The 21,353-nt window shown below is 74.1% G+C and carries 20 protein-coding genes; 8 read left to right on the top strand and 12 right to left on the bottom strand.

The features are described 5' to 3' along the window. Window positions 1-47: 47 nt before the first annotated feature. Entirely contained in the window at window positions 48-1,547 is a 1,500-nt protein-coding gene (locus MID12_RS29460) for a PLP-dependent aminotransferase family protein (RefSeq protein ID WP_263172042.1), read from the bottom strand. A gap of 233 nt (window positions 1,548-1,780) precedes the next feature. Between MID12_RS29460 and MID12_RS29455 the strand changes: the two genes are divergently transcribed. From MID12_RS29455 to MID12_RS29445, 3 genes are all read left to right on the top strand, one after another. Then, complete coding sequence (locus MID12_RS29455; protein ID WP_263173525.1) at window positions 1,781-2,416, top strand: YczE/YyaS/YitT family protein; 636 nt, start codon at window positions 1,781-1,783, stop codon at window positions 2,414-2,416. After that, window positions 2,413-3,180: a glycerophosphodiester phosphodiesterase gene (locus tag MID12_RS29450; RefSeq protein ID WP_263172038.1), complete on the top strand. Its 768-nt coding sequence runs from the start codon at window positions 2,413-2,415 to the stop codon at window positions 3,178-3,180. Before MID12_RS29455 ends, MID12_RS29450 begins: the two co-directional genes overlap by 4 nt. 382 nt (window positions 3,181-3,562) lie before the next feature. Continuing rightward, on the top strand, window positions 3,563-3,937 hold the full coding sequence (locus MID12_RS29445; protein ID WP_030677841.1) for an RNA polymerase-binding protein RbpA: 375 nt from the start codon (window positions 3,563-3,565) through the stop codon (window positions 3,935-3,937). A gap of 218 nt (window positions 3,938-4,155) precedes the next feature. Here the strand turns inward: MID12_RS29445 and fxsA are convergent, their stop codons facing one another. From fxsA to MID12_RS29425, 4 genes are all read right to left on the bottom strand, one after another. Continuing rightward, window positions 4,156-4,728, bottom strand: a complete 573-nt coding sequence (gene fxsA / locus MID12_RS29440; protein ID WP_040255142.1) for an FxsA family membrane protein — start codon at window positions 4,726-4,728, stop codon at window positions 4,156-4,158. A gap of 124 nt (window positions 4,729-4,852) precedes the next feature. Next, on the bottom strand, window positions 4,853-5,677 hold the full coding sequence (locus tag MID12_RS29435) for a polyprenol monophosphomannose synthase (protein WP_040255141.1): 825 nt from the start codon (window positions 5,675-5,677) through the stop codon (window positions 4,853-4,855). Between the two features lie 539 nt (window positions 5,678-6,216). Further along, complete coding sequence (locus MID12_RS29430; protein WP_263172035.1) at window positions 6,217-7,857, bottom strand: amidohydrolase; 1,641 nt, start codon at window positions 7,855-7,857, stop codon at window positions 6,217-6,219. A 66-nt stretch (window positions 7,858-7,923) separates the two neighbouring features. After that, window positions 7,924-8,364 (bottom strand): Lrp/AsnC family transcriptional regulator, encoded by a 441-nt coding sequence (locus MID12_RS29425; RefSeq protein ID WP_040255139.1) that lies wholly within the window; start codon window positions 8,362-8,364, stop codon window positions 7,924-7,926. Window positions 8,365-8,685: 321 nt separating this feature from the next. Here MID12_RS29425 and MID12_RS29420 point away from each other — a divergent pair, with 321 nt between their 5' ends. Both MID12_RS29420 and MID12_RS29415 read left to right on the top strand, forming a co-directional pair. Next, window positions 8,686-9,111: a hypothetical protein gene (locus MID12_RS29420; RefSeq protein WP_263172032.1), complete on the top strand. Its 426-nt coding sequence runs from the start codon at window positions 8,686-8,688 to the stop codon at window positions 9,109-9,111. Window positions 9,112-9,395: 284 nt separating this feature from the next. After that, entirely contained in the window at window positions 9,396-9,638 is a 243-nt protein-coding gene (locus tag MID12_RS29415) for a hypothetical protein (RefSeq protein ID WP_078845288.1), read from the top strand. On the opposite strand, the gene MID12_RS29410 is transcribed toward MID12_RS29415, so the two are convergent. The 4 genes from MID12_RS29410 to MID12_RS29395 form a co-directional block, all read right to left on the bottom strand. Next, window positions 9,601-10,773 carry an acyl-CoA dehydrogenase family protein gene (locus tag MID12_RS29410; protein ID WP_040258478.1) on the bottom strand — a complete coding sequence of 391 codons (1,173 nt, stop codon included), beginning with the start codon at window positions 10,771-10,773 and terminating at the stop codon, window positions 9,601-9,603. The two genes, MID12_RS29415 and MID12_RS29410, sit on opposite strands and share 38 nt — an antisense overlap. Window positions 10,774-10,997: 224 nt before the next feature. Then, the gene (locus MID12_RS29405; protein ID WP_263172028.1) at window positions 10,998-11,696 is read right to left on the bottom strand and encodes a TetR/AcrR family transcriptional regulator; all 699 of its coding nucleotides are present in this window, start codon (window positions 11,694-11,696) and stop codon (window positions 10,998-11,000) included. A gap of 134 nt (window positions 11,697-11,830) precedes the next feature. Further along, window positions 11,831-11,977, bottom strand: a complete 147-nt coding sequence (locus tag MID12_RS29400; RefSeq protein ID WP_107071411.1) for an SCO1431 family membrane protein — start codon at window positions 11,975-11,977, stop codon at window positions 11,831-11,833. Window positions 11,978-12,098: 121 nt separating this feature from the next. After that, window positions 12,099-13,343 (bottom strand): ROK family protein, encoded by a 1,245-nt coding sequence (locus tag MID12_RS29395; RefSeq protein ID WP_263172025.1) that lies wholly within the window; start codon window positions 13,341-13,343, stop codon window positions 12,099-12,101. A 218-nt stretch (window positions 13,344-13,561) separates the two neighbouring features. On the opposite strand from MID12_RS29395, the gene MID12_RS29390 reads away from it, so the two are divergent. Beyond that, complete coding sequence (locus MID12_RS29390; RefSeq protein ID WP_263172024.1) at window positions 13,562-14,119, top strand: ATP-binding protein; 558 nt, start codon at window positions 13,562-13,564, stop codon at window positions 14,117-14,119. 158 nt (window positions 14,120-14,277) lie between these two features. On the opposite strand, the gene MID12_RS29385 is transcribed toward MID12_RS29390, so the two are convergent. Continuing rightward, window positions 14,278-15,627 carry a peptidase C39 family protein gene (locus MID12_RS29385; RefSeq protein WP_040255137.1) on the bottom strand — a complete coding sequence of 450 codons (1,350 nt, stop codon included), beginning with the start codon at window positions 15,625-15,627 and terminating at the stop codon, window positions 14,278-14,280. Window positions 15,628-15,867: 240 nt separating this feature from the next. Between MID12_RS29385 and MID12_RS29380 the strand changes: the two genes are divergently transcribed. After that, the gene (locus tag MID12_RS29380) at window positions 15,868-16,494 is read left to right on the top strand and encodes a uridine kinase (protein ID WP_263172022.1); all 627 of its coding nucleotides are present in this window, start codon (window positions 15,868-15,870) and stop codon (window positions 16,492-16,494) included. A gap of 445 nt (window positions 16,495-16,939) precedes the next feature. Beyond that, window positions 16,940-18,817, top strand: a complete 1,878-nt coding sequence (locus tag MID12_RS29375) for an AAA family ATPase (RefSeq protein WP_040258474.1) — start codon at window positions 16,940-16,942, stop codon at window positions 18,815-18,817. A gap of 18 nt (window positions 18,818-18,835) precedes the next feature. On the opposite strand, the gene MID12_RS29370 is transcribed toward MID12_RS29375, so the two are convergent. Beyond that, window positions 18,836-19,921: a hemolysin family protein gene (locus MID12_RS29370; protein WP_040255135.1), complete on the bottom strand. Its 1,086-nt coding sequence runs from the start codon at window positions 19,919-19,921 to the stop codon at window positions 18,836-18,838. Next, entirely contained in the window at window positions 19,918-21,243 is a 1,326-nt protein-coding gene (locus MID12_RS29365) for a hemolysin family protein (RefSeq protein ID WP_040255134.1), read from the bottom strand. Before MID12_RS29365 ends, MID12_RS29370 begins: the two co-directional genes overlap by 4 nt. Window positions 21,244-21,353: the final 110 nt, after the last annotated feature.

Genomic DNA, 21,353 nt, shown 5'->3' with positions numbered 1-21,353 from the left:
CCCCGCAGCGCACCCGGCCCGGATCCCCGCCGCCGGGTCCGCGCCCCTCAGGCCACGAAGGTCCGCGGCGACTCGCCGCCGGGCGCCGCGCCGCTCGCCACCAGGCGGGCCGCCGCCGCGAGCCGGGCCGCGGCCTCGTCGGCGACCGCGCCGCCGACCGTGAACGGCAGCCGTACGAAGCCCTCGAAGGCGCCGTCCACCCCGAAGCGCGGCCCGGAGGGCACCCGCACCCCGACCCGGTCCCCCACCTCGGCGATCCGGGAGCCGGACAGTCCTCCGGTGCGGACCCAGAGGGTGAGGCCGCCCGCGGGCACCGCGTAGTCCCAGTCGGGGAGTTCGCGGCGCAGGGCGGCGACCAGGGTGTCCCGGTTCTCCCTGGCCTGGGCCCGGCGCAGGTCGACGGCGGACTCCCAACCCCCGGTGCTGAGGAGCCAGTTGACGGCGAGCTGTTCGAGGACCGGGGTGCCGAGGTCGGCGTAGGCGCGGGCCGAGACCAGGCTGCGGATGACGTCCGGGGCGGCCCGCACCCAGCCGATGCGCATCCCGGCCCAGAAGGCCTTGCTGGCCGAGCCGACCGTGATCACCGTCGAACCCGCGGGGTCGAAGCCGCAGACCGGCCGGGGCATCGGCACGTCCTCGTCGAGGTTCAGCTCGATCATGGTCTCGTCCACCACGAGCACGGTGCCCGCCGAGCGGGCGGCCTCCACCAGTCCGCGCCGCTGGTCCTCGTCGGCGAGGGCGCCGGTCGGATTGTGGAAGTCGGCGACGACATAGGCGAGTCGGGGCGCGGCATCGCGCAGCACCTGCCGCCAGCGGTCCAGGTCCCAGCCGCCGAGCCCCTCGGCCATGGCGACCGGGACGAGGCGGGCGCCCGCCTCGCGCATCAGCTGGAGGATGTTGGCGTAGCTGGGCGATTCGACGGCGATGCGCTCGCCGCGTCCGGCGAAGAGGTGGCAGAGCGCGTCGGTGGCGCCCATGGCCCCGGTGGTGACCATGATCTGCTCGGGCATGGTCGGGATGCCGCGGGCCGTGTACCGCTCGGCGAGCATGGCCCGCAGGGCGGGCAGTCCGGCGGGGTAGTCGCCGTGGGTGTGCGCGTAGGGCGGCAGCTCCTCCAGGGCGCCCCGCACCGCGCGGGTGAGCCAGGGCTCGGGGGCGGGCAGCGCGGCGGTGCCGAGGTCGATCACCGAGCCGAGCGCCTCCGGCGGCAGCGGTTCGAGTCCGCGGGCGGGGAGCGGATTGCCCGCCGGTACCGCGGTCCAACTCCCCGCGCCCCGGCGGGACTCCAGGAAGCCCTCGGTGCGCAGCGCCTCGTAGGCGGCGGCGACGGTGGTACGGCTGACGCTGAGCGCGAGGGCGAGTTCGCGCTCCGCGGGCAGGCGGGCGGCGACCGGCACCCGGCCCTCCAGGACGAGCAGGCGGATCCCGTCGGCCAGCGAGCGGTAGGCCGGGGGGCGGCGCGAGCCCGGGCCCGCGGGCCGGCTCTGCTGGGAGGTGAGCAGCCGGGCGAGCTGGGTCGAGCCGACCGCCGAGGTCCACTGCGCCATGGAAATCAGTCCACCTTCCCCGGATTGGCCATGGATGGCCCTGGAATCACCGCCACAGAGTGTCACGGGTCAGGCCACTTCCACCACCGCAGCCGTCACCCTGGGGGTCCCTCTTGTCCGCCGTACCCGGTCCTCGCGCCGCCGCCGACTCCCCGGCCGCCGCCGCGGCGTCTGTCCCGGAACCCTTCCCTGAGGCCGCGCGCACCCCGGGCCCCGGCCGGCCCGGAGCCCGGCTGCCGCGCCGCCTCGTCCAGCTCTACGCGGGCCTCGCGCTCTACGGGGCCAGCTCCGCCCTCCTGGTGGCCGCGGGACTGGGCCTGGAGCCCTGGGGGGTACTGCACCAGGGGCTGGCCGAGCGGAGCGGTCTGTCGATCGGGGTGGTCTCGATCCTCGTCGGGGCGGTGGTGCTGCTGCTCTGGGTCCCGCTCCGGCAGCGGCCCGGACTCGGCACCGTCTCCAATGTGTTCGTGGTCGGCCTCGCCATGGACGGCACCCTCGCGCTGCTCCCCGCGCCGGACGCGCTCGCCGTACGGATCCCGCTGCTCCTCCTCGGCATCGCCCTCAACGGACTGGCCACCGGCCTCTACATCGCCGCCGCCTTCGGGCCCGGCCCCCGCGACGGCCTGATGACCGGGCTGCACCGGCGCACCGGGCTCTCGATCCGCCTGGCGCGCACCGGGGTCGAGGTCGCGGTGGTCGCCACCGGGTTCGTCCTCGGCGGCACGGTCGGCGCCGGGACGGTGGCCTACGCCCTGGCCATCGGCCCGCTCGCCCAGTTCTTCCTGCGCCGTCTCGCCGCCCCCGGGTCCCCGGGGGTCAGCGCGGTCGTCGCCGGGCGGACACCCCGCCGGTCCATACTGCGGCGGTGACCACCGAGCCCCGCCACCCCTACCTGGACCACCCCGGGCCGATCCCCTTCGCCCACCGCGGCGGTACGGCCGAGGGGCTGGAGAACACGGCCGCCGCCTTCCGCCGCGCGCGGGCGCAGGGCTACCGCTATCTGGAGACGGACGTCCACCTCACCCGGGACGGCGAGCTGGTCGCCTTCCACGACGCCGCCCTGGACCGGCTCACCGACGCCTCGGGCCGGATCGCCGAACTGCCCTGGACCGAGGTGCGGCAGGCCAGGGTGGCGGGCCGGGAGCCGATCCCGCTCTTCGAGGATCTGGTGGCGGAGTTCCCCGAGGCCCGCTGGAACGTGGACGTGAAGGCGGAGGCCGCCCTCGCCCCCTTCCTCGACCTGGTCCGCGCGGCCGGGCTCTGGGACCGGGTCTGCCTCGGCTCCTTCTCCGAGAGCCGCGTCGCCCGGGCCCAGCGGCTCTGCGGTCCCCGCCTTGCGACCTCGTACGGCACCGCGGGCGTCCTCGGGCTGCGGGCGCGCTCGCTCGGCCTGCCCTGGCCGGTGCGGGAGACGGCGGTCTGCGCGCAGGTGCCCGCGTCGCAGTACGGCGTCCCGGTGGTGGACCGGCGCTTCGTGCGCCGCGCCCACGCCCGGGGACTGCAGGTCCACGTCTGGACGGTCAACGAGGCGGAGCGCATGCACCGGCTGCTGGATCTCGGGGTGGACGCCGTGATGACCGACCGGCTCGACGTGCTCAGGGCGGTCTTCGAGGAGCGCGGGATCTGGGTCTGAACCCCCGGTCCGGCCGAGGCCCGAGGAGTTTCACCAAGACTCCACGGAGGCCTTCCGTACGCCCGCCGAGCGGCGATTTCGCCTCACCGGCACCACGACGCGCGGCCGGGACCCGGCGAAGGATTTAGCGTCCGGCGCCAAAGGCCGGTAGTGTACGCCCTTGGCCTGCAAGCCGTACCGTTACTGCGTGTCAAAGACGAAGAAGCGCTGGGTGACATCTCCCGCTAGATGTGACAAACCGGGCGGCTGTGGGTAAAACAAGGGGCGGCTACGACGGCGACACATGACCCTGACGGGAATCTTTACCGCCGACCGGACGTTGACCGGATGACGACGACAGCGACACCTGTCCTGTGGGCGACAAGCCCGGGAGGCACGATTCATGAGTGAGCGAGCTCTTCGCGGCACGCGCCTCGTGGTGACCAGCTACGAGACCGACCGCGGTATCGACCTGGCCCCGCGCCAGGCCGTGGAGTACGCCTGCGAGAAGGGGCACCGTTTCGAGATGCCCTTCTCGGTGGAGGCGGAAATCCCGCCGGAGTGGGAGTGCAAGGTCTGTGGGGCCCAGGCACTCCTCGTCGACGGCGACGGTCCGGAGGAGAAGAAGGCGAAGCCCGCGCGTACACACTGGGACATGCTGATGGAACGGCGTACCCGTGAGGAGCTGGAAGAGGTGCTCGCCGAGCGTCTCGCGGTTCTGCGCTCCGGTGCGATGAACATCGCCGTACACCCGCGGGACAGCCGCAAGTCCGCCTGATCCTCGGCGGATCACCGGCGGGACACGACAGTCCCCGGAGATCGACAAGCGCACGACGAACAAGAGCACGACGAGAGAGCCGCGGGCCGCGCACACACCGTGTGACGCAGCCCGCGGCTCTCTCGTGTGCGCAAGCGTGCGCGCGCGTCCGCCTTCCTTCGGGTACGCGTACGCGCGCCTCCCGGCCACCCGCGCGGCCTCAAGGGGCGGGCCGCGGTTCAGGGGGCGAGCGGCGGCCGCGGGTCCTGATCGGGGCCGGTGGGCTCCTCGTCCCTGATGACCTCGCCCTGGACGACCTTGCCGTCCGGCCGGTACATCCGGGCCCGGCGGAGCGGGTCCCCGAGACCGCCCGCGGCGGCCCGGTCCACGCGCCGCTCCATGGCCTTCTCGGCGGTCCGGCCGAGCGAGGTGCGCACCGGCGGCAGGAGCAGCAGCAGACCGGCGAGGTCGGAGAGGAAGCCGGGCAGGATGAGCAGCAGCCCGGCGAGCATCGCGAAGGCGTTGCCCTCGCTGCGCCCGGCGACGGCCGGAGCGGCACCGGACTGCTGCTGCTGCACGATCTCGGAGAGCCTGCTCATGGCCCTGCGCCCGGCGCGCTTGACGACCATGGCGCCGAGGACGGCACCGGCGAGCAGCAGCAGGAACACGGTGACCCCGCCCGCGGCCTCCGCGACCAGGGTCAGCAGCCAGATCTCCAGGACCAGCCAGGCGGCGATGCCCAGCGGGACGAATCTGCGCGCGCGGGAGCGCCGCGGGCGCGGGGCGGAGGAAGCCGAGGTGCCTGTGGTCATGGTTCCAGTGTGCCTGGCTCCCGCTCAGTGCGGGATAAGGAGCAGTCGGCCCCGACGCGGGTGGTCGCTCGCGTGACGTGGGTGGCCGGTCGCGTGACGCGGGCGGCCGCGCGCGGCGTGGCGGTCAGCCCTTGGCCGCCGTGCCGCCGCCGTCCGCCGTGCCCTCGCCGCGGCCCGCGATCCGGCCGAGGCGCCCCTGCACGCCCCAGACGGTGACCCGCCACAGCGCCTCGACGACGATGTCGCGGCTCATCTTGGAGTCGCCGTGCACCCGCTCGACGAAGGTGATCGGCACCTCCACCACGTGGTAGCCCGCCTTGACCGCGCGCCGGGCCAGGTCGACCTGGAAGCAGTACCCCTGGGAGGCCACCTCGGCGAGCCCGAGGCCCTCCAGGGTCTCCCGGCGGAAAGCCCGGAACCCGCCGGTGACATCGCGGATCGGCACGTCCAGCATCAGCCGGGAGTAGGTGCTGCCGCCGCGGGAGATGAACTCGCGGTACTTCGGCCAGTTCACCGCGCGGCCGCCCGGCACCCAGCGCGAGCCGAGCACGAGGTCCGCGCCGCCGAGCGCGGTCAGCAGCCGGGGCAGTTCCTCGGGCTGGTGGGAGCCGTCGGCGTCCATCTCGATCAGTACGCCGTAGTCGCGCTCCAGGCCCCAGCGGAAGCCCGCGAGATAGGCGGCGCCGAGCCCTTCCTTGCCCTTGCGGTGCAGTACGTGGACCTGCGCGTCGGAGGCGGCGAACTCGTCGGCGAGCTTGCCGGTGCCGTCGGGGCTGTTGTCGTCCGCGACCAGGACGTGCGCCTCGGGGACGGCCTCCCGTACCCGGCCGAGGATCGCGAGGATGTTCTCGGCCTCGTTGTAGGTCGGGATGATCACCAGGGCGGTGCCCAGCGGGCCGAACCTCTTGTCCCGGTCCTGTGCCGCCAAGGACTCGTCGCCGTCGCTCACTGCTGCCCCTTCGTCTCCGTACGCGGGGACCTACCTTAGTCGTCCCCGGTGGGGGCGCCGCGACGGCAGGTGCGGGGGCGGGGGCCCGCGGGGCGGCGGGCAGCGGATCGGGGCCCGGCGCTCTTCGGGCCGACCTGGGACCCGCTGGCTGCGGATCGACCGAAAGCCGTTGTCTACTGAGCGGCCGGGCCCCACCCGGGTCACACCCTCCCCCAAGCTCTCCGCGAGCTGGGAGGGACTCCCAGCCGGCCGGAACGCTCCCTCGCGGCGCAGCGGCGACGGCTGGGCCTGGCTCCCAGTGCTGGTGGGCCGGTGCGGCACACCACACTCAATGATCCAGCGGCGCGCGAAGGCCGCGGGGGATGTTCTCCGGTCGGATGTCCTGTGGTGGACCTGGCCGAAACTACCCGTTCACCAAGCCTTCCTGTCAACAGCCGTGCAGCCTGCGGCGTTTCGCGATCAGAGCTGGTCAGCCCCGAGAAGGCGCTGATATCAAGAGCTGCGGCGCACAGGGGCGTTGCCCGTCCGGCCGGGCCGGATCACTCGTCCGGCCCTACGAAGACGGTGCGCCCGCCGACCACCGTCCGCAGGGCTTCGGGCAGCCGCGTGCCCGGGGTCAGATCGGGCAGCCCGGGGGTCCCGGAGCGCGGGTCGGTGGACCAGCGCGCCACCCGGTCGTCGGGCGCCTGCACCACCAGTTCGCCGGTGCGCCACAGGACGTAGTCGGCGGGGGCGCCCGGCACCAGAACTCCCGCCTCGTCGTGTCCTCTTGCCCGCCAGCCGCCCCGGGTGTGGGCGGCGAAGGCGGCGCGTACCGAGATGCGGTGCTCGGGGGTGCGGTGGAACGCGGCGGCGCGCACCGCGGCCCAGGGGCCGAGCGGGGTCACCGGCGAGTCGGAGCCGAGGGCGAGCGGGACGCCCGCGCGCAGCAGGGCGGCGAACGGGTTGAGCGCGCGGGCGCGTTCGGCACCGAGGCGCTCCGCGTACATGCCGTCCGCCCCGCCCCACAGGGCGTCGAAGACGGGCTGCACCGAGGCGGTCAGGCCGAGTTCGGCGAAGGCGGCGACGGACTCGGGGCCGAGCAGTTCGGCGTGCTCGACGCGGTGCCGGGCGGCCCGGATCCGGTCGTGTCCGAGCTTCTCGGCGGCGGCGCGCACCCCTTCGGTGACGGCGCCGACCGCGGCGTCGCCGATGGCGTGGAAGCCGGCCTGCAGTCCCGCCTCGGTGCAGGCGAGGACATGTGCCGCGATCCGGTCGGCGGGGAGGTAGGCGGCGCCGGTGTGCCCGGCGTCCGCGTAGGGCTCGTGCAGGCAGGCGGTGTGCGAGCCGAAGGCGCCGTCCACGAAGAGGTCGCCCGCCGCCCCGGCCGCGCCGAGCGCGCGCACCCGGTCGGCGCCCTCCGCCGAGTCGACGAGTTCGCCCCAGTAGCCGGTGACCCGGGGGCCCGGCTCCGCGCGGGCGAGCGCGAGGAGCCCGGTGAAGTCCTCCTCGCCGGAGGTCACCGGCCCCCCGCACTCGTGCACCGAGCCGATCCCCAGCGAGGCCGCGCGGCGCAGGGCGGCCCGCTGCGCCTCGGTGCGCTGGGCGGCGGTGAGGGCGGCGAGGGCGGCGGTGCGCACCGCGTGGTGGGCGTCCTGGGTGAGGGGGGCGCCGGGGGTGTAGCCGGTGCGTGCGGTCACCCCGGGGACCAGGTCGAGCAGGGCGGTGGTGACCACCGCGGAGTGCACGTCGATACGGGAGAGGTAGAGCGGGCGGGAGCCGGTGGCCTCGTCCAGCTCCTCGCGGCTCGGCGGGCGGCCGTCGGGCCAGCGGGCGGCGTCCCAGCCGTGGCCGAGGAGCACGGCGTCCGCGGGCCGCGCCGCGGCGTGCGCGCGGACCAGGGCGAGGGCCTCGGCGCGGGAGGCGGCCCCGGTGAGGTCGAGGCCGGTCAGGGCGAGCCCGGTGGCCGTGGTGTGCACATGGGCGTCGGTGAACGCCGGGGTGACCAGGGCCCCTTGGAGGTCGACCACCTCGTCGGCGCCGTCCAGGAGGGCGTCCGCGGCGCCCTCGGAGCCGACCCAGGCGATCCGGTCGCCGCGGACCGCCATGGCGGTGGCGAAGGGGTCGGCGGGGCTGTGGACCTCGCCGCCGCGCAGCAGCACGGTGCGCGGCTCGGTTTCGGGGGTGGTGCGCTCGCTCATGGCACCAGTCTCCCGCCTCGCGCGGGCGCCGCGGTCCGCCGAGGAGCCGAGGCCTGGCGCGGGGCCTCAGACGCGGGGCGGGCGCGCCTCGTAGGGGGTGGAGAGGACGACCGTCGTACGGGTGGAGACCCCGGCGAGCGAGCGCAGTCGGGCCAGCAGGTTCTCCAGGTCGTGCGGGGTGGCGACCCGGACCTTGAGGATGTAGTTCTCGTCCCCGGCGACGCTGTGGCAGGCCTCGATCTCCGGTACTCCGGCGAGGCGTTCGGCGATGTCGTCGGGGGCGCTCGGATCGAAGGGCTTCACGGAGATGAACGCGGTCATCGGCAGGCCCACCGCCTCCGGGTCGACCACGGCCGCGTACCCGCGGATCACTCCGCGCTGTTCGAGCCTGCGCACCCGCTGGTGCACGGCCGAGGTGGACAGGCCCGTGGCCTTGCCCAAATCCGTGTAGCTCATCCGCCCGTCCTCGACGAGCAGCTGCACGATCCGTCGATCCAGCTCCTCCATGCCGGAGAACCTACAGGTCCGCTGGTCCGAGGAGGTAGCCACACGTCGGGAGGTCCCAGAGTGCGGGCAGCGGGCGGGCCCGCCGCGGGGCGGTGCGGCGTCCGGTGGGCGTGAAAGGGGCGCACCGAGGGGCGAGTTGTGCACGTCAGGGCGTATACGCCGGAGTGCGCGCCCCGAACGTACGCCCTGCGTGTGACGAACACCACAAGCCGCCGACCCCCTACAGAGGATTGGCACGGTTATCACGCGAAGGTCACGGGAAAAGCTTGCTGTGGCCGAGGCCGCAGTGCCCGGCCGGCCCATCCCGAGGGGGAGAATCCCATGCAGACTGTGAAGCGCCCCGGCCGCCAGGCCCGTACCAAGCAGGCGGTCGTCGAGCCCGAGCCGGAGGGTGTCGAACCCGGCGACCACCCGGGCAGCGAGGAGGGTTTCGAGATCGTCCGGCTCGCCTGCCCCGACTGCGCGCAGCCCATCGCCGTCCTCGCCGAGGAGGACGTCCTCCCGGAGCACGCCCTGTGCCCCACCCCCTGGAACCCCTTCGGCCTCCAGGTCTGCCCCGGCACCGGACTGCCGGTCGCCTCGGCCCGTCCGGCCGGTGACCCGTTCGCGGTCCGGGAGCCCGACACCGCCGTCCTCCTGACGCTGCCTCAGGGGCTCGACTGGCGGACGCAGCCCTTCTCGCACGCCGGTGGACCCGGCTCCCGGCCGGTGCGCACCCTCGCGCACTTCCCGAGCGCCGCGGCCTGACCCTCCGCTCTCCCCCGCGGCGCCGAAGGCGGCGGCGCGGGTGGACCCCGTCCGGCACGGACACCCGAGGCCGAGCACCCGCAGGACCCACGCGCCCTGCGGGCCGCCGCCGGAGTCGACTGCCGCACGTCCCGACTGCTGTACGTCCCGGGTGCCGTACGTACCGGGCGTGATCGCCTCGCGGTCGCCGCGGCCCCCGTCTCCGTTCCCGGCGGTCACGGCGCGAACCGATGCGCGAATCGGGGCGGCGGTGACCTCCGGGCCGCCGGGCGCGTTGGCCCGGCATGACCACCTCGTACTCGGCGACGGGCCGCCGTCGGCGCATCCAGGTGCCCACGTCGGCAGAATCGGTTCCGCAACCCGTGCCCGGGGATCCCCCCATCTACCGCGCGCTGCTCAGCCAGTGGGCCGACCGCGGCCGTACCCTGCCGGGGCGTCACGACCCGGAGTGGACCCGGCTCGCGGCGTCCCCGGCGGGTGCCGCCCGGCTCAGCGCTCCTCGGGGCCCACGAGGTGGCGGCCGATGACCATGCGCTGGATCTGATTGGTGCCCTCGACGATCTGCAGCACCTTGGCCTCGCGCATCAGGCGCTCCACGGGGAAGTCGGCGGTGTAGCCGTAGCCGCCGAGGACCTGGACCGCGTCCACGGTGACCTTCATCGCGGTGTCGGTGCACATCAGCTTCGCCATCGCGGCCTGCTTGGCGAAGGGTCTGCCCGCGTCGCGCAGCCGGGCCGCCGCCAGGTACAGCGCGCGGCCCGCCTCGATCTGGGTGGCCATGTCGGCGAGCAGGAAGCGCAGCCCCTGGAAGTCGGCGATCCGGCGGGAGAACTGGCGCCGCTCCCCCGCGTAGGAGACCGCCGCGTCCAGGGCGGCCTGGGCGACACCGATCGCGCAGGCCGCGATGCCGAGCCGACCGGCGTCGAGGGCGGCGAGGGCGATCGCGAAGCCCTGGCCCTCCTCCCCGATACGGCGGTCGTCGGCCACCCGCACCCCGTCGAAGTGCAGCTGGGCGGTGGGCGAGCCCTTCATGCCCATCTTCTTCTCCGGCGGCGCCGCGCTCAGACCCGCGGCGTCACCGGGCACCAGATAGGCGCTGATGCCGCGCGCGCCCTCGCCGCCGGAGCGGGCGAGCACGGTGAGGAAGTCGGCGACGCCGCCGTGCGTGATCCACGCCTTGGTGCCGGTCAGGACCCAGTCCTCGCCCTCGCGGACCGCCTTGGTGCGCAGGGCGGCGGCGTCCGATCCGGAGGTGGGTTCGGACAGGCAGTAGGCGCCGAGCAGTCCGCCGCCGAGCATCGCGGGCAGATGGGCCGCCTTCTGCTCCTTGGTGCCGAAGTTCGCGAGCGCGTGGGAGGCGAGGGAGTGGACGCTGACACCGAGCCCGACGGTGAGCCGGGCCGCGGCCAGCTCCTCCAGGACCTGGAGGTACACCTCGTAGGGCTGGTCGCCGCCGCCGAATTCGGAGCTGTAGGGAAGGCCCAGCAGACCCGCCTCGGAGAGCAGCCGGAAGACCTCGCGCGGGAAGCGTCCGGCCTCCTCTTCCTCGGCCGTGTGCGGCGCGATCTCCCGCTGGGCGATGTCTCGTACGAGCGAGATCAGATCCCTCGCCTCGTCCGTGGGCAGTTGACGCTCCACCGGCTGCGGCGCGCGGTCCGACATGACGACGCTCTCCTCCCTGTTGGGCTCGGCGGCGAGCACGGCAGGGGTAGGGCCGCGCCGCCGGAAACTCCCCAGTCGATGGTGCCGTTCCGGATCACGAATACGGCCGTGACCAGCGACTGTGGCGCGTTGAGTATGCCCGATCGGCCGCGGACGGCACAGGGTGGATGGCCTGTTGTGGCCGGGTCGATACCCGGCGCCGCGCGGGACGGTGAAGACGCTCCCTAGGTGCCGGAGGCGGGCGAGGAGTGCGGCCTGCCCTGGCTGGGGAGCAGATCAAGCCGCGCCGGAGCCGGGCAGGACGGCTCGAATTCGGCGATGGTGCGCAGGGCGTCCCCGAGCGCGCGCACCAGGACGTCGCGGACCGTGGCCCGGCTGAGCCGCTGGTGGCCGATCCAGTCCAGCGCCATGCCCTCCACGCTGCACAGCCAGCCGTACAGAGTGATCCGGGCCAGTTCGGGGATGTCGGTGCGGCCGTAGGCGCCCTGGGCGATGGTGGTGATGATCGCGTGGTGCACGCCGTCACGCAGCGCCTGCACCTCGCTGTCGAAGCCGATGCCGCCGCGGGTGATGGTGCGGAAGGCCGCCTGGTGCAGCTCGGCGTAGCGCAGATAGCCCTCGATGGTGCGGGAGACCCGTTCCGCGTTGGGGAGTTGGGGGTCCATCGCGGCGCTGGTCACCAGGTCGGCGAAGGTGTCCTCGATGATGGCGAGGTAGTAGCCGCGCTTTGACTTGAAGTAGTAGTAGATCAGGCCCTTGGCGACGCCCGCCTGCTGGGCGATGTCGTCCATCGACAGCACGTCGTAGGCGGTGTCGGCGAACAACTTCCGCCCGACCGCGATGAGTTCCGCCCTGCGGGCGAGAGAGCGCTCGGTGCCGCGCGCTTCCCTGCGTTCGGTCTCGCGCTGTGAACTCTTCTGCAATGCCTGGCCCTGGTCTCCGGCTCCCGGTGAACCACCGCAGTATGGCAGACCTGTTGCCCCCGGCCTACGGGCTGACCACCGGGTTCCGGCCGGTACGGCGGGCCGCCCGGCTCACCGCGGGACGGCCCGGCGGCTCAGAGCAGCCCGGCCTGGGTGACGAGCATCGCGAGGACGACCACCAGGGTCCAGCCGAGCACGTGCTCCAGGACCTTCGGCCCCTCGTCCTTCGGCCCGCCGGTACGGGCACGGACGCGGGCGGCAGCGGCGGAGGTCGAGGTCATGGCATCTCGCAGACGTCGTCGTGGTCGTGGCCCCCCTGGCCTCTCCAGATTGCCATCCCCGCGACCGGATGCGGGCGAGAGCTTGACCACATGCCCCGCCGCCCGGGCGGCGGGCCCCGGTTCAGCCGCGTACCGGCCGGACCCCGCCCCGTCCCGCCCGCCCGGCGCCCGAAGCCAGGTCGGCGAGGAAGCCCTCCAGGGCGAAGGCGGCGGCGCCCATGCTCACCGGATTGTGCGGGAGCCGGCACAGCTGCATGCTCACCGCGTTGAAGGGCTGGGCGAGCGCATAGCGGGCCGCCGCGGCGCGGGTGGCCTCCAGGAGCGGTTCGCCGAGGCGCTCCGCGGTCCAGTCGCCGAGCACGAGCACCCGCGGATTGAGCGTGTTGATCAGGGTCGAGAGGGCGGCCCCCAGGTGGTCACCGGTCTCCTCCAGGGTCCGTACGGCGGCGGGCTCCCCCCGGCGTACGGCCTCGGCGAGCCCCTCGATCGCGGCCCGCTGGTCCTCCAGGGCGGGCAGCGGGCTGTGCGGGTCGGCCTCGCGCAGCGTCTGCAGGATCCCCGGCGCGCTGACATAGGCCTCCACGCAGCCGAGACGCCCGCAGCGGCAGCCGCGCCCCTTGCGCACCAGGCTGGTGTGGCCCCACTCGCCCGCGCAGTTGGTCACCCCCCGGTAGAGGGCGCCGTCGAGGGCCATCCCCACGCCGACCCCGGTCCGCAGGGTGACCACCACCAGGTTGTCCACGCCGCGGCCCGCGCCGAACCACAGCTCGGCCACCGTGCTCGCCTTCAGCGGGTTGTCCAGGTAGAGCGGGAAGCCGAGGCGTTCGGCGAGCAGCGCCTTGAGCGGGACGTTCTCCCAGTGCCCGTAGACGGAGAGCAGGGAGACGCCGTGCTCCTTCTCCACCAGGCCGGGCACGCTCACGCCGATCCCGAGCACCCGCTCCCGGTCGGCGCCGGAGTCGCGCAGCACCTCGTCCACGCCGAGGGCGACCAGGTCCACGACGTCCAGGGGGCTGCTGCCGCCCGGGTCGAGGGGGCGCTCGAAGGTGCCCCGCACCTGCATGGCGAGGTCGAAGAGCGCGGTGTGGACGAAGTCCTCGGAGACGTCGGTGCCGATCAGCAGTCCGCGGGCGCCGTTCACCGAGAGCCGGGCGCGGGGGCGGCCGCCCCGGGAGTCCTCCTGGCCGACCTCGTGCAGCACCCCGGCCGCGAGCAGTTCCCCGGTGAGGGTGGCGACGGTGGCCGTGGACAGCCCGGTCGCGGCGGCGATCTGCTGCCGGTTCACCGGGCGGCCCGCGGCGTACGTGCACTGCAGTACGTCGGATCGGTTGCGTCTGCGGATGTCCCGCACGGTTCGCCGGATCATGGGGCCGTCTCCTCGGCTGCTCGCCGTCGGCCCATTCTAGACCTCAGAAAAAGGGAGAATCCGGCATTTACACCTGTTATCTCGGCCCTTAGTCTGAGGGGGAGAAAAACCGTCGGACGTCGCGCAGGGCCCCCGGGCGCCCCTCGACTCCACGGGCCCGGCACCGTCGCCGGACACCCGCCCCGACCCCCCGCAGCCCGGTCAGGAGACCCACCGCCATGGGCCGACACCGCTCCGCTTCGCCCGCGCCCCGCGGGTGCGCCCTGGTCGAGCTGCCCGCCGGCCGCGACCGGGTCCGCGAGGCCCGCCGGTTCACCGCCGCCGTGCTGACCCGCTGGCGGCTGCCCGAGGAGACCCGGGAGTGCGCCGTCCTGGCGGTCGGCGAGCTGACCGCGAACGCGGCGCAGTACGGCCGCAGCGAGATGACCGTGCTGCTCAGCCTCGGCACCGGTGAGCTGCGGCTCGTGGTCGCCGACCACGGCGACCTGAGGGTGCCGCGTCAGCCCCGCGCCTGCGGGCCGGAGGAGCGCGGCCGCGGGCTGGGCATCGTCGACTGCCTCGCCACCCGCGTCGAGATCACCGACACCGGCGCGGGCCGCACCGTACGGGCCAGCCTTCCGGCCGCGCCCGCCCCGGCCGACACCGCCGCGGCTGCCGCTCCCGCTGCCGCGCAGCCCGCCGAGCACGTCCTGACCGGCGACCCCGCTCCGACCGCCGATCCCGCGCAGCTCGCCCAAGCCGCCCTGGCGCCGGGCGACCCGACGGTGGCGGCCTGAGCGAACGAGCTCTCCGGACGCGGGGCGCTCCGAACGAGGGGTGCCGACGAACGAGGGGCGCTACGAGCAGCGGACGCGCCGTATCCCGCGGGCGCACCCCGGCCGAACCCCCGCGGCCGGAGCCCCGCTCCCGCAGGACCCGGCCGCCGCAGGGAGCCTCAGCGCACCCCGACCGCCTCCAGCGCGGCCTGCTGGGCCGCGGTGACCTTGGCCGGGAAGTACAGGTAGCACACCCCGCCCGTGCCAGAGACGACCTTGCCCTCGGCGTTGTAGCGCTTGGTGCGGAGCCAGATGTTCTCCCACTCGCGGCGCTTGTAGACGTGGCGGACGGCCGCGTTGTCCTTCGAGGCCGGGTCGTTGGCGATCACATCGCCCTCGGCGGTGAAGCCGACGACGGTCATGAGGTGCCCCGAGGTGCCGTACCCCGCGCCGGTCAGCTCCTTCTCCAGGAAGGACTGGGAGGTGATGACCGGGATCCCGGCGGAGACCAGCCGCTCCAGGTCGCCCAGCGAGCCGAGCCGGGTGACCAGGCCCTGCATGTCCTTGTAGGTGGCGGCGTAGGCGGCGTTGAACGGCCAGTTCCCGCAGCCGTCGTACTGGTAGTCGAAGGTGTACCGGGCCGCGTGGCAGACCTGCGGGTCGGCGTAGTCCGGGTTGACCCAGGCCAGGTCCTCGGCGCTCGGCTTGCGGCCCCAGGACTCGATGATCATCTGCGAGGAGGTGGGGCTGCACCAGGCCTCGCCGCCGTTGTCGTACTCGGGGTACTGGCCCACGTGGACGTTCTGCGAGTAGGCCGGGACCTTCAGCTCCTTGGCCAGGCCCGGCTCGGAGGCGGGCACCTCGAAGCGGTCCGGGATGTCGGAGCCCATCGCGCCGGCCCGCCAGACCGTCGGCGTCAGCGTGCTGCCGGGCTTGCGGTAGAGCGTCAGCCGCAGCCGGTACGAGACCAGGCGCAGGCCCGAGGCGGGGTCGTCCAGGGAGAAGGTGTCGGTCCAGATGCTGCTCTTGCCGTCGCTCTGGTCGTCGACCGAGGTGCGCCGGATGTCCCCGTCGCCCGACGCCCAGCGGCCCATGACGTACCAGGGCGTGCCCTTGCCGTCGGAGTAGGTGCCCTGGAGTTCGATCTGGAGCCAGGTGCCCGCGGGGGTCGCCGCGTTCCAGGAGGCGATGGCCTCGGTGGCGGGCACCTTCAGCCGGTGCACCGGCGAGGTCCACACCGCGTACTCCCAGCTGGCGGTCTTCTGGGTGTGCGGGTCCTTGTACTCGACGGTCCCGGCCGGGCGGGCGAGGGCGAGGCCGGGCCGGGCGCCGCCGACCGCGCGGGTGCCCTGGTGGCTGCCGGTGCGCCAGTCGGCGGCGGTGGTCCAGGCGCGGTAGTCGACTCCGGCCGGGGCGCGGTGGCGGCCCGCGGCGGCGGCGGGCAGGGCGGTGCCGGCGGTCGCCGCGAGGACGGCGGCGCCGGCGGCGGCCAGCATGGTCCTGCGTGAGGGGTGTTCTGCTCGGGTCATGGACTCACGTACCCCGTTTCGGTTCCGGTGGGCGGCAGCGGGCGGTTGGGGAAACTATGGCCGTCGGCGCCGCCTTCTGCCAGCGCTTCCGGGCCGGTGGACGCCACCAATATTGGCCTCGACCTCTGACATCGCGGCGGCGGTCGCGCGGGCGGAGGCCGCGGGCGGGGTCCTTCGCCCGGATCGGCCCCTGCCCACGAGGGCGGCCCGATCCCGCCGGAGGACCCTAGGCTGAACGCGATGACCTCCACCGATCCCCTCACCCGGCTGGCCGGGGAACTGCCGCTGCTCGCGCCCTCCTGCGGACCGGTGAGGCTGGTCGCCGTGGACGGGCACGCGGGCTCGGGCAAGTCCACCTTCGCCGAGCGCCTGGCCGGGGCCTGCGGCGGTGCGCCGGTGCTGCACCTGGACGATCTCGCCAGCCATACGGCGCTCTTCGGGTGGACGGACCGGCTGCGCGAGGAGGTGCTCGGCCCGCTGGGGCGCGGGGAGAGCGCCTGGTACCGCCCCTACGACTGGGAGGCACGGCGCATGGCACCGGCGCGTGAACTCCCGCCCGCGCCGGTGGTGTTGGTGGAGGGAGTCGGCGCGGGGCGCCGGGCCGTGCGCCCCTTCCTCGCCCGGCTGCTGTGGATGGACCTCGCGCGCGAGGAGTCCTGGCGCCGGGGCAGGCTGCGGGACGGCCCCGGGCAGGCCGCGTTCTGGCGCGGCTGGACGGCCGCCGAGCGGCGCCACTTCGCGGAGGACCCGAGCCGTCCCCACGCGGACACCCTGGTCCGGCAGCGCACCCAGGGGGGCGCGGGAGGGTACGCGCTCGCGCCCGGACCCGGAAGACCGCACCGAGGGCCTGAAGATGACACAGCGTGACGTGCACGCGGCGGTGCGCTGCGCGGCCTTCCGGCTTGCGCAGCCAGTCGCCAACTGCGCTTGACCCCGGAGCCATACAGGTCTTACGTTCTGAATGTGCGCTCTTTTCGGGCGCCGAGAAGACGCGAAGCCCCCGGTTGTTCCCCCGTGATCGGGGGCTTCGTTCTGCCCTGGGAAAGGGCAAATCGGGCGCACCGCGCGCCGATTCACTCACCGAGGGTCACCGCCGCGGATGCGCCCCCTCGTGCTTCCAGCCCCCGATCCACGCCTGCCGCGCCCTACGGCCGACCGCTGCACCGCAGGTACGATGATTATCGGTGCGACCCACGGACGGCTGCTCAGCGCACCGAGTCAACTCCCGTCCACAGCACAGCGGTTCGACGCAGGAAGCCGACGGGTAGTCATCCGGCGGCACGCCACGGGGGAACGGTTTGTGGGGGACGTGATGGACAGCGGGAGGAAGAACCCGCCCGGGCCGGCGGACCTCGCCTGGCTCCGAGGTGTCGACGCCTACACGATGGGGGCGTACACGCAGGCCGAGGAGGAGTTCCGGGCCGCGGTGCGGATCGACCCCGCGATGGCCGACGGCTGGCTCGGCCTGCACGCCCTGCGCGTCGACACCACCACCGCCCTGCTGCGGATGTTCCGCCACCGCGAGCGCTTCGGCGAACAGCGCGCCCGGCACGGCCGCGCCCTCAACTCCTGGTACTGGCTGGGCTGGTGGGTGCAGCCCGTCCTGGAGTCCTCCCGCGATCTGCTGCTGGCGCACGCCTCGCACTGGCTGGACGGGCGGCACGTCCCCGAGCTGGACCGGGCGCTCGCCGGGCTGCCGCCGGTGGACGCCGACCGCCAGGTCCGCTTCCTGCACGCCTGCCGCGCCTATCTGGTCAAGGACTGGGAGCAGCTCGTACGGCACACCGACCCGCTGCTCGACGATCCGCTGCTCGGCATCGAGGCGGGGCTGTTCGGCGGCATGGCCCGGGTCCGCCTGGAGATGTACGGGCAGTCCGAGCCGCTGCTCGCCGCCGCCCTGATGCGCTGCCGCAGCGAGCAGCCCCAGCGCAAGGAGCTGCGCTACTGGCTGGCCCGCGCCCACGAGGGCACCGGCCGCAGCGCCGCCGCCCTGCCGCTGTACCGCGCGGTGCACCGGGTGGACCCCGCCTTCATGGACACCTCGGCGCGGCTCGCCGCGATAGCGGAGGGCGACGGCTACGACGAGGCGGCGGACTTCGCGGCCGTCACGCTGCCCGGGGCCGGTCAGGACGTCCTGGACGGCCAGGACTCCCTGGACCCTCTCTTCCCCATCGAGGGGCGCGATCTGCGCTCGGCGGGCGAGTCCGGCGGGTCTTCGCCGACCGCCTCGCGCGCGGGCGCGGACCCGGTGCGCGAGAAGGCGGTGTTCCCGGTGCAGCCCGCCGTGCCGCGTCCGGCCGAGGGCCCGGCCGATCCGGCGCTGCTCGCCCGCACCCTCGCCGAGCTGGAGCGGATGGTCGGCCTGGAGCCGGTCAAGCGCCAAGTACGGGCCCTGTCCGCCCAGTTGAACATGGCGCGGCTGCGGTCCGTACAGGGTCTTCCGGTCCAGCCGCCGAAGCGGCACTTCGTCTTCTCCGGGCCCTCGGGCACCGGCAAGACCACGGTGGCCCGCATCCTCGGCCGGGTCTTCCACGCGCTCGGGTTGCTCGGCGGCGACCACCTGGTGGAGGCCCAGCGCTCCGACCTGGTCGGCGAGTACCTGGGCCAGACCGCGGTCAAGGCCAATGAGCTGATCGACTCGGCCCTCGGCGGGGTGCTCTTCGTCGACGAGGCCTATTCGCTCTCCAACGCCGGGTACGGCAAGGGCGACGCCTACGGCGACGAGGCCCTCCAGGTGCTCCTCAAGCGCGCCGAGGACAACCGCGACCACCTGGTGGTGATCCTCGCCGGGTACCCCGAGGGCATGGACCGGCTGCTCGCCGCCAACCCGGGCCTGTCCTCCCGCTTCACCAGCCGGGTCGACTTCCCCTCGTACCGGCCGCTGGAGCTGACCGCGATCGGCAAGGTGCTGGCGGCCGAGAACGGCGATGTCTGGGACGAGGAGGCGGCCGACGAGCTGCGCTCGATCAGCGGGCACGTGGTCGACCAGGGCTGGATCGACGAGCTGGGCAACGGCCGCTTCCTGCGCACCCTCTACGAGAAGAGCTGCGCCTACCGCGATCTGCGGCTCTCCGGCTACACCGCGCCGCCCACCCGCGACGACCTCGCCACCCTGCGGCTGCCCGATCTGATGCAGGCCTACGGCGAGGTGCTCTCCGGGCGCGGACCCCAGGACCCGTCCTCGCGCTGACGGGTCCCGGGTCCCGGCTCAGCCCGCGAGGGCCGAGCGGGCGCCGCCGGAGCGCGGGCCGCCGACCTTGGGTGCCGGTTCGGCGTCGCGGTGGGCGGGGTCGTGGACCTCGCCGACGAGGAGTTCCAGTACGTCCTCCAGGGCGACCAGGCCGAGCACCCGGCCCGCGGCGTCCGCGACCTGCGCGAGGTGGGTCGCGGCGCGGCGCATCACGGTCAGCGCGTCGTCCAGCGGGAGTTCGGCGCGCAGGGTGGTCATCGGCCGCCAGACCTGCTGGGGCACCGCCCGCTCGCTCTCCTCCAGGTCGAGGACGTCCTTCACATGCAGATAGCCCATGAAGGCGCCGCCCTCGGCGCAGACCGGGAACCGGGAGTACCCGGTGGCCGCGGTCAGCGCGACGACCTGGCCGGGGGTGACCGAGGGCTCCACGGTGACCAGTTCGGCGCGCGGCAGCAGGACCTCGGTCACCGGACGGGAGCCGAGCTCCAGGGCGTCCCCGAGGCGTTCCTGCGCCTCGGGTTCGAGGAGCCCGGCCTCGCCCGCGTCGGCGACCAGGCGGTTGAGCTGCTCGCTGGTGAAGACCGCCTCCACCTCGTCCTTGGGCTCGACCCCGAAGAGCCGCAGCACCACCCGGGCGCAGGCGCCGAGCGCGGCGGTGACCGGGCGGCAGAGCCGGGCGAAGGCGACCAGGCCCGGGCTCAGCCAGAGCACCGTCTTCTCGGGGGCCGCCATCGCCAGGTTCTTCGGCACCATCTCGCCGATCACCAGGTGCAGGAAGACGACCACGGCGAGGGCGAGGACGTAGCCGAGCGGGTGGATCATGCCGTGCGGCAGGTGGGCGGCCTCGAAGACCGGCTCCAGGAGGTGGGCCACCGTCGGCTCGGCGACCGCGCCGAGGGTCAGCGAGCACACCGTGATGCCGAACTGCGCGGCGGCCATCATCTGCGGCAGGTGTTCGAGTCCGTAGAGCACCTGCCGGGCCCGGGTGGAGCGCAGCGGCTCGATCTGGCTGCGGCGCACCGAGACGAGCGCGAACTCGGCGCCGACGAAGAAGCCGTTGGCGAGCACCAGGAGTATCGCGAACAGGAGCTGGAGCAGGCTCATCGCGCCGCCTCCGTGGCCTTCGCGGTCTGCACGAAGCGGACCCGCTCGGCCCGGTAGTGGCCGACCTGGCGCACCACGAGCCGCCAGCCGGGCAGTTCGGCCCGGTCGCCGGGGGCGGGGATGCGCCCGAGCAGATCGGCGACCAGCCCGGCGACGGTCTCGTACGGGCCCTCGGGCACGTCGAGGCCTATGCGCTGGAGCACGTCGACCCGGCAGCTGCCGTCCGCGTCCCAGGCGGCCCTGCCGTCCTCCTGCGGGACGGTGGCGAGCTGCGGCACGTCGTGGTCGTCGTGCTCGTCGCGGACCTCGCCGACGAGTTCCTCCACGATGTCCTCCAGGGTGACCACCCCGGCGGTGCCGCCGTACTCGTCGACGACGACCGCCATCGGCTGCGCGCTGCGCAGCTGGGCGAGGAGCGGCGCCACCGGCAGCGTCTCCGGGACGAGGAGCGGGGGCTGCGCGATCCGCACCACGAGGGTGCGCAGCCGCTCCGGGGCCGGGACCGCGAGGGCGTCCTTGAGGTGGACCATGCCGACGATCTCGTCGATGCGCTCCCGGTAGACCGGGAAGCGGGAGAGCCCGGTGGCCCGGGTCAGGTTGACCACGTCCTCGGCGGTCGCGGTGGACTGCAGGGCGCTGACCTTCACCCGCGGCGTCATCACGTGCTGCGCGGTCAGCTCGCCGAGCGAGAGGGTGCGGACGAAGAGGTCCGCGGTGTCCTGCTCCAGGGTGCCGGCCTGCGCGGAGTGCCGGGCCAGCGAGACGAGTTCGCCGGGGGTGCGGACCGAGGCCAGCTCGTCCGCGGGTTCCACGCCGAAGAGCCGTACCAGGCGGTTGGCCACCGCGTTGAGACCGGCGATCACCGGGCGCAGCAGCCGGGAGAAGAGGTACTGCGGACCGGCCACGAAGCGGGCCACCTGCATGGGGTGGGAGACCGCCCAGTTCTTGGGCACGAGTTCGCCGATGACCATCTGCACCGCGGAGGCGAGCAGCATGCCCACCACCACGGCCAGGGTGGAGACCGCGCCCTCGGGCAGCCCGGTGGCCTCGAGCGGCCCGCCGAGCAGTGCGGCGAGGGCGGGCTCGGCGAGCATGCCGACCACCAGGGAGGTGATGGTGATGCCGAGTTGGGTGCCGGAGAGCTGGAAGGAGAGTTCCTTCAGCGCGGCCACCACGGTGCCGGCGCGCTTGTCACCGGCCGCGGCCGCCTCCTCGGCGTCCGGGCGGTCCACGGTGACCAGGCCGAACTCGGCCGCCACGAAGAAGCCGTTGGCCAGGATCAGCAGGAATGCGGCTCCGAGGAGCAGCAGGGGGATGATCATGCCGCCGCCTCCACACGGGCGCGGACACGGTCCGCTCGGTGTCGGGAGAGGGCGGCGCAGGTACTACAGGACGATCCGTCCATCGCCGGAGGGAGTCACTCCTCGTTCAG

The sequence above is a fragment of the Streptomyces sp. SCSIO ZS0520 genome (assembly GCF_025643355.1).
Taxonomy (GTDB): Bacteria; Actinomycetota; Actinomycetes; order Streptomycetales; family Streptomycetaceae; genus Streptomyces; species Streptomyces physcomitrii.
Note: the sequence above shows the minus strand (reverse complement) of the source record. Positions and strands in the feature narration are given on the sequence as shown.

Bases quoted from the DNA above. Each gene is read 5' to 3' on its own strand.
- MID12_RS29395 (WP_263172025.1), bottom strand. From the start codon at position 13,343: ATGATCCGGCGAACCGTGCGGGACATCCGCAGACGCAACCGATCCGAC.
- MID12_RS29390 (WP_263172024.1), top strand. From the start codon at position 13,562: ATGGGCCGACACCGCTCCGCTTCGCCCGCGCCCCGCGGGTGCGCCCTG.
- MID12_RS29365 (WP_040255134.1), bottom strand. From the start codon at position 21,243: ATGATCATCCCCCTGCTGCTCCTCGGAGCCGCATTCCTGCTGATCCTG.
- MID12_RS29460 (WP_263172042.1), bottom strand. From the start codon at position 1,547: ATGGCGCAGTGGACCTCGGCGGTCGGCTCGACCCAGCTCGCCCGGCTG.
- MID12_RS29375 (WP_040258474.1), top strand. From the start codon at position 16,940: ATGGACAGCGGGAGGAAGAACCCGCCCGGGCCGGCGGACCTCGCCTGG.
- MID12_RS29385 (WP_040255137.1), bottom strand. From the start codon at position 15,627: ATGACCCGAGCAGAACACCCCTCACGCAGGACCATGCTGGCCGCCGCC.
- MID12_RS29380 (WP_263172022.1), top strand. From the start codon at position 15,868: ATGACCTCCACCGATCCCCTCACCCGGCTGGCCGGGGAACTGCCGCTG.
- MID12_RS29400 (WP_107071411.1), bottom strand. From the start codon at position 11,977: ATGACCTCGACCTCCGCCGCTGCCGCCCGCGTCCGTGCCCGTACCGGC.
- MID12_RS29415 (WP_078845288.1), top strand. From the start codon at position 9,396: ATGACCACCTCGTACTCGGCGACGGGCCGCCGTCGGCGCATCCAGGTG.
- MID12_RS29370 (WP_040255135.1), bottom strand. From the start codon at position 19,921: ATGAGCCTGCTCCAGCTCCTGTTCGCGATACTCCTGGTGCTCGCCAAC.
- MID12_RS29410 (WP_040258478.1), bottom strand. From the start codon at position 10,773: ATGTCGGACCGCGCGCCGCAGCCGGTGGAGCGTCAACTGCCCACGGAC.
- MID12_RS29425 (WP_040255139.1), bottom strand. From the start codon at position 8,364: ATGGAGGAGCTGGATCGACGGATCGTGCAGCTGCTCGTCGAGGACGGG.
- MID12_RS29445 (WP_030677841.1), top strand. From the start codon at position 3,563: ATGAGTGAGCGAGCTCTTCGCGGCACGCGCCTCGTGGTGACCAGCTAC.
- MID12_RS29420 (WP_263172032.1), top strand. From the start codon at position 8,686: ATGCAGACTGTGAAGCGCCCCGGCCGCCAGGCCCGTACCAAGCAGGCG.
- fxsA (WP_040255142.1), bottom strand. From the start codon at position 4,728: ATGACCACAGGCACCTCGGCTTCCTCCGCCCCGCGCCCGCGGCGCTCC.
- MID12_RS29430 (WP_263172035.1), bottom strand. From the start codon at position 7,857: ATGAGCGAGCGCACCACCCCCGAAACCGAGCCGCGCACCGTGCTGCTG.